This window comes from Chitinophaga ginsengisegetis, from assembly GCF_900168065.1.
Lineage (GTDB): Bacteria > Bacteroidota > Bacteroidia > Chitinophagales > Chitinophagaceae > Chitinophaga > Chitinophaga ginsengisegetis.
The window spans coordinates 356,233-372,436 of record NZ_FUZZ01000001.1 but is presented as its reverse complement, the minus strand read 5'-3'; the positions used below and the strand labels follow the sequence as shown (position 1 = coordinate 372,436).

The window sequence follows — 16,204 nt, the reverse complement described above, 5'->3', positions numbered from 1 at the left end:
GTTTAGTATAAAAATATTTCCGAGTACGTTTTTCCATTGGTATGCCATGATCTTCCTGCAGCAGAGATCCTGTTGATTTCCGGTGACGGGAGCTGGGAGATGATGATCTTGTGTTTGTTACTTTCGTCCGGCAGCCTGTCCGCCAGTTTTAATACGTCAGGAGTCCTATCTGAAAGTGTAATAGGCTCATTGGATACCAGTACGGGTACTTTGTTTCTCTCCGGAAGCGATGCCAGCAGTGGTTCGCTGAAACAGGAGACGCCATTGTTGTTCAGGATCACCGGGTGTGGGAGCGCTGCCAGCTGTTCACTCATCAGGTAATAGCACCAGTAGGAGCTTCTGGCCTGAAACCGGATGTCGTAGTTATCCTGTAGAGATTCATTCAGCACCAGCGTCAGTAATCCGAACGGTTTGGTGAAAAATGTTTCCTGCAAAGTAGCTGTTCCGCGCAGGTCTGCTGCATCAGCATAAGGATACCGGTGTAAAACGCCCGGCGCATTGGCGGCATCATTACCAAACACAAAACACTGTGTGGAAATATCGGCGGCATCAATGGCGGTATAGTTATAAAACAAGGGATCTTTCAGTATTACCTCAAAGGTAAGTGTGGTGTTATCCCGCAGTAAGTCGCTCCTGGTGCGCTTTCCAGCGCCCAGGGTATTGTATAGTAACAAGAACCCGGATGCCTGTTGTTTAAGCATCAGATCTGCATTCAGTAACTGTTTTCCGGTAGCGGCAGACATGCGGATGCCAATGCCTTCGTAGGATAGCGCCTGGAAAAAATCATGACGATAGCGGATAGTAGTCAGTATTTCATATTGCTGTTTCATTCATATTTTTCAACTAGCTAAGGATAACAATTTATCTCGCCGGTAACATTTCTCCGGCAGTGCCCGCAACAGCTGGCCTGTACTCTTTGATGATTGAATCGTCGAACGTAAGCATGCGCACCTTATACAATACGGATGGCATGTACTTGGCGCCCAGCGTGGCCCACATGTTGTTTAGCCTGTCGGCTCCGGGGCTTTCCAGTTCAAAGGCAAGCTTGCTGATGCCAGCATCTAACGCAGGTGTATTCTGTGCGGTAAAGGTATTTTTCGATTGAAAGAACGCAACGGTGTAGGAAAGAAATCTTAAAGCCTGCGCGTAGTTATTGCTGCTGAAGTAGGCAGAAAATAGTACATAGAGGTTCACGGATACCGCCGCTGCTGAAGTGTTATACATACCAGCGCCGGTATTTGAAACGGATGTTCTTGCTGTCTCTTTTTCAACATTGACAAGCGTTACAAGCATTTTGTTTTCGCCTTGTATCGCTACGGATCCATCCTGGTTTACAATACCGGAAAGTATCACCTTATCTTCGTTAATCTGTAATTTTCGCTTCAGGTTATTGTTGATGTCTTCTGTAACACAGCTAAGGGCCTCATAGATCATTGGATTAGTATTTAATGCTTACCGTGTGATGTATACTGTCCTGTAAATTTCCGGGCTGAAAGATGTTCGTTATTTTGAGAAATGGAATTGAGTTTTCAAGTTGATGTCACAATATAAATTCAAAAAAGCGATTTAAATATTTTTATTTGAAAAAATATTTTTCTATCTTTTATTATCTAAATATCCTGATGACTCCCGCTCAAAAAATAACCGCCCTAATAATTGCATTCCTCGTTTTTTTTCATTGCAACAGTACCGTATACGGCAACAATAGTAGTGTGCGCCATTATTTCCAGGAATCTCCAGTTAAATTGCCGAAGCCGCCAAAGCCGCCACCAGTACCGAAATTGCCGAAGCCTCCGAAGGTGCCATCGGATACTGCGGTGAATGCTAAACTTATACAACGCATTTTAAAAGTATTTCGCTTCCGACATAATGCTCACGCGCGCGAGCGCGCCCGCGTTTTATATATCATCAACCAAACGTTAACGGATTCACTGGTAGTTAGTAAGGATGACATACGAAAATTAAACGAAGCATTAACCAAAAGAGAAAACCAACAGTTCGATTCATTGATGGCATTGCTTAATACCATCGCATCAAGTCATGCTTCACAACCTGCAAGTCCGGACACAGATACCAGCAGTAAAAAACCGGTGCAGGAACCGGATAGTCCTGTACCCGGAACCGACCTTGATGCGTTGGTGGATAAAATGATGCCCATTCTGCAGAAGAAGAGTGAGGAACAGGAAGCGGAGAATACCAAAGCCGCACATCTCACCGCTATCCGGTCTTTGTACGGACGGCCCCCCGATCAGGTAGATACCTTACGATTGAGCGACAGCCTCGGTGCGCGTTACCTGGTCCGCCTCTCGCAAAAAATAAATGTAATGGGTATCCAGCCCTACTGGATGGAGCAGGCATATACCACGTATAATTTTAACGCGCTGAGTACTTACAGTTTCCTGGGATACCTGGTAGATGGCCAGACCGGCCGTATCCAGCCTGCGTTCCAGCAGGATGAAGTGAGGTCTGTTCCCGATGCCCTGTCAGCAGGATGCAATCTGCAGTTTCTTTTTCTTGATAAAAAAAGCAGCAACATACTTGCCCTCCTGAAAAGTAAAAATGCACAAACCTTATTTTCGGATAGCCTTGCCCGTTTGTTAGTACAACGAAAAGCAGATGGCGTTACTATTTATTTTCAGGCGTTGCCGGATCATCAGCGCGATGCTTTCAGCAGCTTCATCGCTACGCTTTCAGGTACACTAAAAAATACAAATAAGAATTTTAAAATTAACGTAGTTATACCACCGTACGATCCTTCTTACAACTATGATCTGCGCGCCCTGCGCAGCTACGTCGATTACTTTATCATTGATTTCACGCAAGCCGGCGGAGAAACAGCCGGGCCACTTGCACCGATGGACGGCAATGCTTCAAAGTCTTTGACAGGAGCAGTATCCCGTTACCTGCAGGGAGATATTCCACCTGCGCAGCTTTCCCTGTTATTGCCCTACTACGGTGCAGTGTGGAAGAAAGGCAGAGATGGCAACCCGGATGTATTCAGTCGTTATGTAAGCTACAGTGATATCCGTAAACAATACCCTTCTGATACCGTTGCTATCTTCGATGAAACAACCAGTACTTTTTTTATAGAAGTAAGAGATCAGTATGGCGTGGTAAAAGAAGAGATCTGGTTTGATGATGGCATCAGTATGTCGATGAAGTATGATTTTGCGATGAAGAATGAACTGGGTGGTATTGCCATCTGGACATTGGGAGCGGATAACGGCACTACGGATCTCTGGGATGCATTAGTGGATAAATTTGTTGTTACAGATACACTAGTTCTTGATACCGTTTCCCTGTATCCCCCGGTCCCACAACACCTCACGTTCTGGCAGCGTGTAAAAAGAGAACTGCGTATCTATGCTATTTTATTCAAAGATCCCTGCAGCGTTGATGCATCACAGTATGAAGGGGATGTTTACTTTGTTTATTTCACTATCAGCTTTTTTATTTTAGTGTTAATAGCGGGTGCGGTTTATTTTTACTTTGTAAAAACACAGGGTGACGATTGGAAGTGGCGGAAGAAATTATTGATCCTGTTGATTGTACTAATCTTACTTACGGTGGTCAGTGGTTTTATGGCGCTTTTCCTGAATAAGGAAATGTCGTTTGTGGGGATCAGCAGCATACCGAGTCAGTGTCACAGCGTGCCGTTAACGAGTGTGCTGGCTATACTGGGTATTGGTTTTGTACTGGGATTATTGATCATGCACTTTTTCCTGCAACCGTTTTTTAAAGATGATGATGTACCTTAACAGGATAACGAAACCAGGTAGATGTTTAAGCGGATGTTGTCTTACTCAGGATTAGATTGATTATACTGATTTTGCTGATTTTATTTTTTTGGATTTTATAAAGGATGTAAATGACTTTGGGAGATATAAACGGATATTCGCTTATATCTCCCAAAATCTTTTAAAATCAAAAGTGATCAAATCATTAAATCAGTATAATCAATCTAATCCTGAGTAAGACAACCTTCGCCCTATTTTTTATTCCACCACACCGGCTGACTGATATACGTCGGGCTACTCGCTGTAGGATCCGCATTCAGTACCTGTGTACTGTTGTAATTGATTTCATAACTGGGTACGGCAAAGCGGCGTGGCCAGTCGGTTTGAGCTGGATAATACAGCGTGTTTACATGTGCCGGACGTTTAAATCCTTTATAAACACCAGTGGCCTCACTATAATTACCGGCGGCATCGGCACAGTAATTTAACCGGCGCAGGTCTGCCCAGTTCTCCGGGGAATAGGACAGTGCAATGTATTTCTGGATCATGATATTGCTAAGCGTAAGCAACGCCGGCAACTGTACAACAGAGCTGCTGTTCAGGAAGGCGTCGATGGTGCCTGCGGGAATATCCAGTAACTCCATGTGCGCGCGGATACCCGCTTTATAGGCCGTTAACGCCTCTGTGTTTTTGGCTTGCTTAATCAGGATTTCTGCTTCAATAAAACGCAGTTCTGCATTGGTAAACAATAAACCTTTTCCGCCCCTGCGGGTGTACCAGGTACCGGTGGATTGTATCCGGTCGGTAGCTGTTGGCGCATACGGTGTTTTGCGCATGATTACATAAATAGAATCTTTGTTCGAAAAAGTATTGTTACTGATGTTGTAGGTATATGACAACGGGCCTGTATTGGTAATACCGGAGGTCATATCCACGCCCTGTGTACGATGCAGTACGCCGTTCCGGTCGGCGGTGCTGGGAACGAGCAGGTCTACTCTCGGATCTTCCATATCATTGATGCCTTTGGGGGCGCCTGTATAGTTATTGGTAAGGTAATCCATGTACAGCTTGGTGATCCTGGCGGTAGTAGCCGTGTTGGTGTATTGCAACGCTTCTTTGGCAGAAGAGGTTACCGTTGGACCTTCATCCACATATTGCATCACAGCGCTTTGGTCTTTCGATTGGGCACCTTTTGATGCGGCATCCAGTACAGCCTGTGCGTTGAAGCCCGGCAATGCAGAAGTGTGGTTTAACCAGCGGGCTTTCAGGCCATAGGCCAGGCGGATCCATTTGTCGGTGCTGCCGTTGTTGAGGATATCTCCTTTGGCCAGTGCCGGTGCAGTGGGGCCCTGGGTTTTCTGCAAGTCTGCAATGGCTTCATCCAGCAGCGCCAGCACTTTTTCCTGGATGTAGGATGCCTGGTCAAATTTAGGCGTGATGGTAGTGGGATCATCAAACTGATCATAGGGCATCATGCCGTATACATCTGCGAGGGTGCCAAAGCCCCATGCCTTAATGATTTTGGCGGCGCCGATATAATGATAGGCCTGCACTTTTTCTGCTGCGGTGATCAGCGGCGTCACATTCACGGCGGTATTTACATACCAGCACTGCCACGGCCACTGTATGTTGGTACTGTTGGATACCCAGGCAGTAAGATTGTAGTTGCTGCCGCCGCTGACATATACAGAAGCCAGTTGTTGTGAAAGATAGGCTGCGCGGGTGCCGGTGCTTTCATACGCATCGCAGAACTGCGCGATGAGTGGTGGCAGCCGTTGTTCAGCGGTTGGTACAGATGAATTGGCGCTATTGGGATTGTCGTTGATGTCCACCCATTTCTTACAGGAGGTAAATGCAAACGACAGGCTGATGATAAAGATTATTTTTTTCATGTTCCGCACGTTTAGAATTTAAGATTTAAACCAATGGCAAATCCTGCTGTGGCAGGCACGCCGCAATAGTCGATGCCGGAAGAGCCGGAACCTATTACGCCGGCGCCGGCAGTACTGGTTTCAGGGTCCATGCCGGAGTAGTTGGTCAGCAGCAGCAGGTTGGTGCCGGTAGCCGTTACCGTGGCGTCTCTCAGCCAGCGTGCGCCGGTGAGCCATGTTCTGGGAAGCGAGTAGGAGAGGGACACAGAACGGAGCCTCATCCAGTTTACTTTTTCCAGGAAAAACGGGGCGTTCTTTACATATACATCGCGGTAGTATTTTTCTGAAGCCGCCACTGTTTTAGTTACCGGCTCAAACTTTCCGCTGGTTGGATTTTTTGCTACACCAGTGAAGGTGATTTCGCTGTTCCTGTTTTCGGTGCGTTCACTCAGGCCATAAGACGTAAGGAGGTAGTCGGTGCCATTAAACACATCTCCGCCAACCCGGAAATCCCAGAGGAAGGAAAAGTTAAATTGCTTATAGGTAAAACTGTTATTCAAGCCGCCGAGAAAGTCGGGCTCACGGTTACCTATATACGTAGTAAGGGAAGTAGTGGGAATGGGGTAGCCGGTATTCCAGTCGAGCAGCAGGTTGCCATTTTCATCTTTCTGCCATACGGAACCGCTTACGCCCATAAACACGCCACCATCAAAGGAAGCAGCCTGGCCAACTGCGAGATGTACATCTGTTACATATAAAATAGGCAGGGAGCCCGGCAGGGATTTTACCACACCGTTGTTATGCGAAGCATTGAGCATTACGTCCCAGCTGAAATCTTTCTTTTTAACCGGAGTAGCATTAATAGATATTTCAATACCCTTGTTTTCAATGGTACCGGTGTTCACGGAACTGAGGATATAACCGGTGGCATTGCTCACACGGGGCGTCAGGATCTGGTCGCGGCTGGTGGTAACATACCAGGTGAAATCAAATCCCAGGCGGCCGTTGAGAAAACGCATTTCGGTGCCAAATTCTGTGGAGGTAGTAGTTTCCGGTTTCAGGTTATCGTTTCCTCTCGACCAGTAGTTGCGGAAGCCACCGCCAATAGTGAGTTCAGGCCCAAACAGGTAAGTGTTGGTCTGGTAGGTGGGAGCATCTTTACCCACCTGTGCCCAGGAAGCGCGCAGCTTACCAAAGCTCAGGATATTGTTTTTAGGAATCAGCTCTGTAAATACGAGGCTTCCACTTAATGAAGGGTAGAAGAACGATTGGTTCTGAGGCGGCAGGGTAGAGGCAATGTCGTTACGCCCGGTAGCGCTCACAAATACAATGTTCTTATACGATAGCCGTAAGTCGCCATAGAAGCCGGCCAGCCGTCTGCGGCTGATTCCCTGGCTGATGTACTGGTTTTCTTTGGCAGCATTGTTAATACTGATAAACGAGGGTATCTGGAAACTTTCTGCACGGGCAGAATTGGATTTTGTGTAGCTGTCTTCTGTAGTAGTACCCAACAGCAGGCTGGCATCCCAGTCTTTATGAAAGGTTTTATGGAAGTTCAGCATCAGGTTGGAGTTGATGTAATTGTAGTTCCGGTCTGTTTCAGACAGCATCCCTTTTTGCCAGCCCTCTTTAACACTGGAGCCGGGAGAAATTAAATTCCGCAGCTGCGTATAGTAGTTGTCTATGCCCAGGCGATAGGTAGCGTCGAACCAGCTGGTTACTTTTACATTTACATACGCCGAACCAATAAAGCGGTTGGTTTTATCCGACTGCGGATTGCGGTTAATGATCCAGTAGGGGTTGTCGATGTCTGTATCCAGCGGGATGTCGGGCAGCAGCCTGTGTTTGGAGCCGTCTGCATTCAGCCATACTTTCATGTCATCGTTCCGTGGCCAGGCAACAATGCTTTCCATATAGCCGGAACCGCCGGAGGCCCATAACCCGCTTCCGGTAAGTGTTTTCTGCGTTTCACTCCGGGCATAGGTAGCGTTCACTCCGAAAGTAAAAATGCCTATTTTCTGTTCACCGTTAAACCGCACCGTGGAGCGGTTGAAGTCTGTGGAAGGCACCACACCCGACTGGTTCAGGTTAGAACCGGAAAGATAGAAATTGCCGGTGGGAGTACCTCCTGAAATGGTGAAGCTGTTATCAAACGCATTGGCTGTCTGGAAGAAATCTTTCATATTATCATAGATCTTCTCTCCCGGTTCAAATTTATTTCCCCACGACATTGCTGTTTGATCGGTAAAGGTGCCGCTGTAGTTGGATCCTTGTTTATAGATGCTTTGCTGTTTAGGCAGCCGGTTTACCCAGTTGGTAATATAGCGGCTGGTAACGGAGCCGGCTACATTACCGGTAGTACCCTTTTTGGTAGTGATCACAATAGCGCCGGCAGCAGCACGGAGTCCGTAAAGCGCGGCAGCGGCGGGGCCTTTCAATACAGAAATAGACTCAATATCTTCCGGGTTGATGTCCATCGCACGGTTGCTATAGGTAGTACTTTGGTTAATAGAACCATCGAAGGCGCTGTTATCGCCCTGTCCTGTGGAGTTATCCATGGGCATACCATCGATGATAAACAACGGCTGGTTGTTTCCTTCCAGTGAGGTACCACCACGGATGATAATGGATGCAGAAGCGCCGGGCGCGCCACCGGAATTAGTAATGTTGAGGCCGGCAATTTTACCGTTGAGGGAATTCACCAGGTTAGGATCTTTGTTTTTCAGCAGTTCGGCGGATTTGATGTCCTGTACGGAATAGCCCAATGCTTTTTTCTCCTTTTTAATACCCATACCCGTTACAATCACCTGTTCAAGGGAGCTGGAACTCGTCAGCATTTTAACGTCGATCGTCTGGTTTTTCCCTGTAGGGATACTCTGGGTTTCATAGCCGATAAAAGAAAATTCCAGGACTTCTCCCGGAGTTACCGCGATGCGGTATTGGCCGGTAGCATTTGTTTGTGTGTTACGGTTGCTGCCTTTTATTCTGACGGTAACGCCGGGCAGGGGATTACCGTCATCGGCTAACACAATGCCGGTAATAAGTTTTTGTTCCTGTGCATAAGCAGTGTTGGGCAACATCAGGAGTATCAGCGATAGTATCGCCAATAGCCGGAGAGGATTTCTCATGTTCTGTTGTTTTAAATGAAACTTGATATTTGGTTGAAATAATACGCGTGTTTAGATTTACAGGATGTTACAGGATCTTGTTTGCAAATAGGTACGAACTATGATTTTGGTTGCACTACATAATACGGGTTACTAAAAGTGACGATTCTCAATAAGCATAAACTTTTACTAAGGTAAGGGCAAAAAGTATTTGGTGTTAATAGTAAATTCTCCTTTTTTTAGTTTGCTTTTTAAGATGAGGGTTAAAATAAAAATCCCCGTAAGGGAGGATTAATCAAGGAGCTGGCAATGTATTGCCGGCTCCTTTTGTTTACGGTAGCCATCCTTGCTACAGATAAGGGTGTTTCAGGAGATAGACCTACCATATCCATAGCAAAAACAATGATAAGGCATAGGTAAGTCGTATCTCTACAGGTACGGGTTATCTACGGCTCATATACGGCTTATATACGGCTTATCTACGGGTTATCCCGAAATGGCATATGCCTGGGCCTGGTATATGCAACTATTCAAAATAGCATATCAGGAAAACTGCTTCTTCAGCTTTGCAAAATACTCTTTGATAGCCCCGGCTTTATCTTTTTTAATCTTCTTTCCAAGTTCCTTCCGCGGGCAGTTTATATGGTACTTTGCCCCCCAATCCATTATTTCAATGATGATGGGCAACAGGTCTATTCCTTTTGGGGTAAGACTGTAAATGAACTTCGACTTATTCGCCGGCGATACCCGTTTTGAAAGGATATTTTCCGCTTCCAGTACGCTCAGCCTGTTAGCAAGGATGTTGGTGGCAATCTTTTCCTCCGACTCCAGGAACTCGCTGTAAGACAATTTCCCCCTGAGCATAATATCCCTGATGATAAGGAGGGACCACCTGTCTCCAAAAACATCCAGGGAACAACTAATGGGACAATCTGATCTGACTTTTTCCATACCGCCTGATTTTAAAAGTACTTGCAAATTACAATAACTTTATTATTTTTACTTGCAAAATGCAATAACTAAAATTGCGATTCCTGATTCTTAAAAATAGAAAAAATGGAAAACTCCACGTCAACCCAACAACTACTCGAAATTTATTACAATGGTTTTGCTAAGAAAGAAGGCTGGGAGCAGGTTATCTCTGACGACTTCAGATTTATTGGCGGCGACATGACAAAATCGGCGCCGGCCGTAGGAAAAGCGGCCTACATAGAAGTTATTAAAAGGTTTTCACGGGCGTTTAAAACGATGCGCGTAAAAGAAATGATTGTAGATGGTGAAAATGCCTGCGTGATCGGAAACTACGACTTTATATTTCCCAACGGCGCAAGCATTAATGGCGATGTAGCGGAGATCTGGAAAGCAAAGAACGGGAAGCTCGACTCACTGACTATCTTCTTTGATACGCTTACTTTTGACAGGAACATTCCAAAATAATTTTCATGGCTTACAGTGAAAAGCTGGCAGACAAAATCCGGCAGGCACTCGCAGCGGTACCGCATGTTGAAGAGAAGAAGATGTTTGGCCGGATTGCGTTTATGGTGAATGGTAAAATGTGCCTGACAGCAGGCCCCGGCCAGATGATGTGCCGCATTGATCCCGCTATTCATGCGGAAGCCGTTAAAAAAGATGGCTGCCGTACCGTGATCATGAAAGGACGGGAATACAAGGGATTTGTATATGTAAATGAGGATCATCTCAGCACAAAAAAGGATTTTAATTACTGGGTAGCGCTTGCGCTGGAATTTAATAAGAACGGGAAGCCGGCGTGAAAATATTTCCCATTATTGTAATGTGAATCAGGATGGCCTCAAATTTAGTCACCGGCGAATTATGCATATTATCTGTTCTGCAAGGCAAATTTTGTGATAAGAAAAAAAGGACTAAATTTACCTTGTACAGTGAACTTAATGAAAAAAGAAAATGAGCTAAACAGTGAACTAGCGCTCTTCCGGCATATTGCTGAAGGAGATGAATTGGCCTTTAAAGAGCTTTTTGAATGCTACCGTTTGCGCCTGTTCGCGTTCTCTCTCCAGTTCACCCATTCCAGAACTGATGCAGAGGAAGTAGTCCAGGATGTATTCCTGAAAATCTGGAAAAACAGGTTAAACCTTACCAATATCCAGCTCCCGCAAAAGTATATTTATACCATGACACGCAACCAGGTGTTTGATCACCTCTCACGGGTGGCGAGGAACAAGCGTTTGCATGAACAGGTATGGGCAAATATTCATGAAAGCGGCGATTATACCGAACAGGCAGTACTGGTAGCTGAAACCGCCAATATCATCCAAAAGGCGGTTAACGGCCTCTCCAGCCGGAAGCAATCCATCTACTACCTAAGCCGGCGGGAGGGACTAAGTAACCAGGAAATAGCTGTGAAACTGGGCATTTCCGTGCCTACCGTTAAGAATTCCCTCGTGGAAATCCTCCGTTATATCAGGACTTATATGAGTAGCCAGTACGAATCTTCTGTGCTGATCATGGGTATCCTGCTTTCTCTCTTTTTATAAAAAAGCATTTTTTTTTGAATTCAACCGGTACGGTTGCTTTTATCAACAGTCTATATAGTGGAGGAAGTAATTTCCACCCGCACGTTTTATGACAGAAAAGGTAATTCCCACTTATGACAGGCTGCAGTACCTGTTACAGCAATATACGCGGAAACGCTGTACTCCTGAAGAAATGCAGGAGCTGTTCCGCTACCTGGAAAACCCCGCTGTCAGGGAGTTGTTCAACAATATACTGGACAAGGATTTCGAAGGTCCCGGGGCCGTTGAGGATGGCGCCGAAATTGACTGGGAGTTCATGTATAATAAGATTATCCAGGGGGAGGCTCCTGGCAAAAGAACTAAGATCTTCAATTTTGTAAAGATTGCCGCTGCCGTATTAATATTGGTTTCAGCAGGATGGGCATGGTCGCATTTCTCTGCCCGCCGTACTGCGCCCGTTTCAGCGCATGTACCACCCCAGGGTGATGCATTGCCTGCCGCCAACAAGGCGGTGCTGATACTTGCAGATGGTAACACCGTGAATCTCGACAGCGCCGGCAGCGGGGCTATCACGCGGCAGGGAACTGTTAATCTCAGCAAGGCGCCCGGACATCTTTCCTATGCTGCCGGAACAAACGGCTCCGGTGATCCCATCTACAATAAGGTGGCAACGCCCCGTGGCAGCATCTTTAAACTTACATTATCTGATGGCACCAATGTATGGCTGAACAGCGCTTCTTCTATCCGCTTCCCTGTTGCTTTTTCAGACAACGAACGCCGGGTTGAGATCACGGGGGAAGTATATTTTGAAGTGGCAAAGCAGGTAGTAAAAGGCGCTCCGGTTCCTTTTTTCTGTAAAGCCGGAAGTATGGAAGTAGCCGTGCTGGGTACGCATTTTAATATCAACGCATATAATAACGAAACAGATATAAAAACCACCTTGCTGGAAGGCGCCGTAAAAGTGAAACAGGGCGCTAATACAAAACTGCTGTTACCCGGGCAGCAATCACTTGTTGGGAAAGATGGACAGATTACGCTTTCGGATCACGTAAATCTTGATGAAGTAATGGGATGGAAGAACGGATTTTTTGTTTTTGAAGAAGCAAATATCAGCCAGATCATGCGGGAAGTAGAAAGATGGTATAACCTCGATGTGGAGTATGATGGCCCGTTACCGGATGGCCGTTATAACGGACGCATTTCCCGTAATACCAAAGTATCACAGATGATGAAGGTGTTAGAGTTGAGTGGCATCAATTTCAGAATTACAGGTAATAAGATCATCATTAAATCCCGATAGCACAAATTAATATCAACCAAAAGCTATGTCAGCCAGAATTTTCATAATGTACTCAGGATAGTCATGGTCCTGTTCCACCTACTTATTGTAATAGTTCAAAAAAATGCCGCTTCATGTGCGAGATGAAGCGGCGGCGCCTGAACTAAACGGGATTCCCTTGTCAGAAATCTTTCATTTAATATCCAAACAACCAAAAGTATGAAATTGCAGGCTTTTCGGAAAGAAAAATTCCCCCGCTCAGAGGGGAACAGCTTAAGTATCCCTTTTAATTGGAAAAAAATAAAAAAACTGCTAATTATGAAGCTAGCGGTCCTGTTAATTGTTATCAGCACGGGAATATCGGCCAGCGCCCGTTCCCAGTCAGTGACGCTGAATGAGCGCAACCTGTCGCTTAAACGGATCTTTTCATTAATTGAAAAACAAACCGGGTACTCTTTCTGGTATGATGTTAACCTGCTGAAAGAAGCCAGGAAAGTGGATATCCATGTAGATAACGCCTCGTTGCCGGAAGTGATGGAGCTGAGTTTAAAAGGGCAGCCATTTCATTATAGTATTGTAGACAACGTGATTGTTGTTAGCCGGAATGTTGCCGGTTCAACCGGCACGGCGCCGCTGCGTGTGGAAGTTTCCGGCAAAGTAACAGATGAAAACGGAGCGCCGTTACCGGGCGTGTCTATCCAGGTGAAAGGAACGAAGCTGGGCGTGAGCACCGACGCAGGAGGTAACTTCTCCCTCAGCGTGCCTGATAATTCTTCCCGTACACTTATTTTCTCCTTTATCGGGATGGTAACACAGGAAGTTCCGCTGAATGGTAATACAAAACTTAAGATTGTACTTAAAGCCGCTATCGAGCAAAAACAGGAGGTAGTAGTAATTGGCTACGGATCGGTTAAGAAAAAGAATGTAACCGGTGCGGTTTCTTCTGTAAAAACTGCCGAACTGAATACGGCCGCTTCTACCAATGTGGTACAGGCATTGGCAGGTCGCGCTGCGGGTGTTTCCGCCATCCAGAGCAGCGGACAGCCAGGCGCCGGCGTCAATCTCCAGATAAGAAGCAACCCATCGTTTGCTTCTCCGGGGGCGTTGTACGTGGTAGATGGGGTGATCATTAACGATAATGCCGCCGAACCTTCTTCAGACACGCGGTATGGCAGCTCCGGCGTTGACCGGTCGCCGCTCAATTTTATTAACCCCAACGATATTGAATCGATCGATTTTCTGAAAGATGCTTCGGCTACTTCGATCTATGGCGCCAGGGCCGGCGCCGGTGTTGTGCTCATTACTACCAAACAGGGTAAAGGAGACAAACCTCATATCGAATACAGCGGAAGCTACGCTTTCCAGGACATCATCAGGTTTTATGATATCCTGAATACGAAAGAATACATGGAGCAACGTAACAAAATAGGACTGGAACAATGGATGCTGAGTAATAAGATTGCTCCTTATGGCAGCACTGATCCGGCAACTGTAACGCCCTATATTCCAAAGTATACACAAACACAGATCGATACCACCGCTTTATTACCCAGCGCAATAGATGCGATCACCAGGAAAGGCTATACAAAGCAGCATAATATTTCCCTTTCCGGCGCCAGTAATAAAACACGTTACTATGTATCCGGCAACTACCTGGATCAGCAGGGCGTGCTGGAACACTCAGCGTTTACACGGTACAATGGAAGGATCAGTCTTGACCAGGGAGTAGGCGAAAATATAAAAGTGGGCGTAAATGTGATCGCTTCCGGATCCAATGCCATTAATGCCAACGTAGGCACGCAGGCAAATGAATATTCCGGAATGGTATTATCCGCATTTTATTACCCGGCAAATATGCCGCTCAAAGATGCTGCCGGTAACTATCTCATCAACCCGGATTACCAGAACTCACCTAACCCGCTGTCTTTCCTGGATATCACCGACTATACCAAAAGCAGCCGCCTCCTTACTTCCGGTTATGCGGAGTGGACGGTGATCCCCGGCCTGAAAGCCAAAATGAATTACAGCTATGATCAGTCGTCCGGGAAACGGTATGCCTATCTGCCTAAAACCTTCCTCTATGGCGCACGCGCAGGAGGACAGGCATCTATCAACGAAAATAATTCTGTCTCCAAAATTTCAGAATTCACCATCAACTATAATAAAAGCTTCGGGGAAAAACACAATATCCAGGCATTGGCCGGGCATTCTTACCAGGTAAGCGATTGGGATGGTTTAGGACTTTATAACGACCGGTTCCCGACGGATAATTTTCTGTTTAATAACATCGGCTATGGTACCGCACCACGACCCGGCGTAAGCTCTTACAGGAATCCTACACGTATCTGGAAATCATATTTTGGCAGGGTAATTTATGATTTTGCAGATAAATATATTCTGACTGCCAGCATCAGAAGGGACGGCGCTTCCAACTTTGCACCCAACAAAAAATGGGGCACATTCCCCGGCGTTTCAGCAGCCTGGATCATCTCTGAAGAAAACTTTCTGAAAAATAACCTCCCGGTAATCAGCTTTCTGAAGTTAAGGGCAGGTTATGGTACCACCGGTAACAGTAACATCGGCGGAAGCGCATTCTCCTACTATACAGCCAATACCTCTTACGTGTTTGGAGGTACCAGTTTACCCGGCGTTTCCCTCAGCCAGCTGAGTAATGATAATTTAAGCTGGGAAACACAACGGGATGTGAACGTTGGATTGGACTTCCAGTTGTTTAACAACAGGGTAGGAGGTTCATTCGACTATTTCAACAGAACAATTGTGAACCTGTTGCAGAGCGTGCCGCTGGCTTCCGATTTCCCGGTGTCAAGCGTGGCGGGTAACGCAGGTGAAACCCGCAGCCGCGGCTGGGATGCGAGTCTGAATACCAAAAATATTGTGAGCGTAACACCCGGAGGCTTTAACTGGTCTACCACTATTAATTTGTCGCATTACTATAACTCCTGGGTCAGGAGATCCCCGGATGCTTTACGATCACTGGCAAAATATATTGCCCCCGATGGTCCGTTCAACGGTATCTATGGCTATATCAGTGATGGAATCTATAAGGGCGATAAAGCTGCTCCTGCCAGTATGCCGGGCATCCTGCCGGGCGGCATTGTGGTAAAAGACTTAAATGGCTACGACGATGCCGGTAATCTTACCGGGAAACCTGATGGTAAAATTTCTTCTGCCGACCAGGTACTGCTTGGTATCGACGGCCCCCGCTACAGCTTTGGATTCAACAATAGTTTCAGCTATAAGAATTTTGACCTGAGCATTTTTATGTATGGCTTTATTCAGAAGAAATATAATTCGGATTATGCATCCGCATTCAGCACATATGCCCAGCTCGGACAATTTGGCTGGAACGTATTGAGCATTGCAAAAGACAGATGGTCGTACGATAATGTGAATGCGAAGTACCCGACCGGGCTCAATGATCCTTACGCCAGCTATGCTTCCAACTCCGACTATTGGCTGGAAAATGCCAGCTTCCTCCGGTGCAGGGATATCACCCTGGGCTACACTTTCGGCGGAAAAATGATTGCAAAACAAAATGTATTGAGCGGCTTACGGATCTATGCCAATGTGCAGAATCCTTTCATTATTACTTCTTACAGGGGAATTGATCCTGAATTGCAGAACTACCTGGCATATCCCATGTCCCGTTCTTATACTATTGGTTTGAATGCCAGATTCTAGCCACTTTATTCATTTT

The 16,204-nt window shown here is 46.1% G+C and carries 12 protein-coding genes; 6 read left to right on the top strand and 6 right to left on the bottom strand.

Annotated features, from left to right (window positions below; genetic code table 11):
- Window positions 1–2 precede the first annotated feature (2 nt).
- The 3 genes from B5Z18_RS01410 to B5Z18_RS32910 form a co-directional block, all read right to left on the bottom strand.
- Entirely contained in the window at window positions 3–830 is an 828-nt protein-coding gene (locus B5Z18_RS01410) for a hypothetical protein (protein ID WP_079467628.1), read from the bottom strand.
- 31 nt (window positions 831–861) lie between these two features.
- The gene (locus B5Z18_RS01405; RefSeq protein WP_079467627.1) at window positions 862–1,434 is read right to left on the bottom strand and encodes a Pvc16 family protein; all 573 of its coding nucleotides are present in this window, start codon (window positions 1,432–1,434) and stop codon (window positions 862–864) included.
- Window positions 1,435–1,720: 286 nt separating this feature from the next.
- A complete protein-coding gene (locus B5Z18_RS32910; protein ID WP_262488086.1) occupies window positions 1,721–1,843 on the bottom strand; it encodes a hypothetical protein in 123 nt (40 codons plus the stop codon).
- 166 nt (window positions 1,844–2,009) lie between these two features.
- Here B5Z18_RS32910 and B5Z18_RS01400 point away from each other — a divergent pair, with 166 nt between their 5' ends.
- Window positions 2,010–3,758: a glycosyl hydrolase family 18 protein gene (locus B5Z18_RS01400; RefSeq protein ID WP_235015923.1), complete on the top strand. Its 1,749-nt coding sequence runs from the start codon at window positions 2,010–2,012 to the stop codon at window positions 3,756–3,758.
- 230 nt (window positions 3,759–3,988) lie between these two features.
- Here B5Z18_RS01400 and B5Z18_RS01395 read toward each other — a convergent pair whose 3' ends face one another.
- The 3 genes from B5Z18_RS01395 to B5Z18_RS01385 all read right to left on the bottom strand — a co-directional run bounded on the left by B5Z18_RS01395 (window position 3,989) and on the right by B5Z18_RS01385 (window position 9,666).
- Window positions 3,989–5,629, bottom strand: coding sequence for a SusD/RagB family nutrient-binding outer membrane lipoprotein (locus tag B5Z18_RS01395; RefSeq protein WP_079467625.1), 1,641 nt, complete (start codon window positions 5,627–5,629; stop codon window positions 3,989–3,991).
- A gap of 11 nt (window positions 5,630–5,640) precedes the next feature.
- A complete protein-coding gene (locus B5Z18_RS01390; protein WP_079467624.1) occupies window positions 5,641–8,736 on the bottom strand; it encodes a SusC/RagA family TonB-linked outer membrane protein in 3,096 nt (1,031 codons plus the stop codon).
- Window positions 8,737–9,258: 522 nt separating this feature from the next.
- Window positions 9,259–9,666: a winged helix-turn-helix transcriptional regulator gene (locus tag B5Z18_RS01385; RefSeq protein WP_079467623.1), complete on the bottom strand. Its 408-nt coding sequence runs from the start codon at window positions 9,664–9,666 to the stop codon at window positions 9,259–9,261.
- A 105-nt stretch (window positions 9,667–9,771) separates the two neighbouring features.
- On the opposite strand from B5Z18_RS01385, the gene B5Z18_RS01380 reads away from it, so the two are divergent.
- The 5 genes from B5Z18_RS01380 (at window position 9,772) to B5Z18_RS01360 (ending at window position 16,188) form a co-directional block, all read left to right on the top strand.
- A complete protein-coding gene (locus B5Z18_RS01380; RefSeq protein WP_079467622.1) occupies window positions 9,772–10,152 on the top strand; it encodes a nuclear transport factor 2 family protein in 381 nt (126 codons plus the stop codon).
- Window positions 10,153–10,157: 5 nt separating this feature from the next.
- Entirely contained in the window at window positions 10,158–10,487 is a 330-nt protein-coding gene (locus B5Z18_RS01375; RefSeq protein ID WP_079467621.1) for a TfoX/Sxy family protein, read from the top strand.
- A 138-nt stretch (window positions 10,488–10,625) separates the two neighbouring features.
- Window positions 10,626–11,228, top strand: coding sequence for an RNA polymerase sigma factor (locus B5Z18_RS01370; protein WP_079467620.1), 603 nt, complete (start codon window positions 10,626–10,628; stop codon window positions 11,226–11,228).
- Between the two features lie 88 nt (window positions 11,229–11,316).
- Window positions 11,317–12,507, top strand: a complete 1,191-nt coding sequence (locus tag B5Z18_RS01365) for a FecR family protein (RefSeq protein ID WP_079467619.1) — start codon at window positions 11,317–11,319, stop codon at window positions 12,505–12,507.
- A gap of 297 nt (window positions 12,508–12,804) precedes the next feature.
- Window positions 12,805–16,188 (top strand): TonB-dependent receptor, encoded by a 3,384-nt coding sequence (locus tag B5Z18_RS01360; RefSeq protein WP_159454142.1) that lies wholly within the window; start codon window positions 12,805–12,807, stop codon window positions 16,186–16,188.
- The last annotated feature ends 16 nt before the right edge of the window (window positions 16,189–16,204 follow it).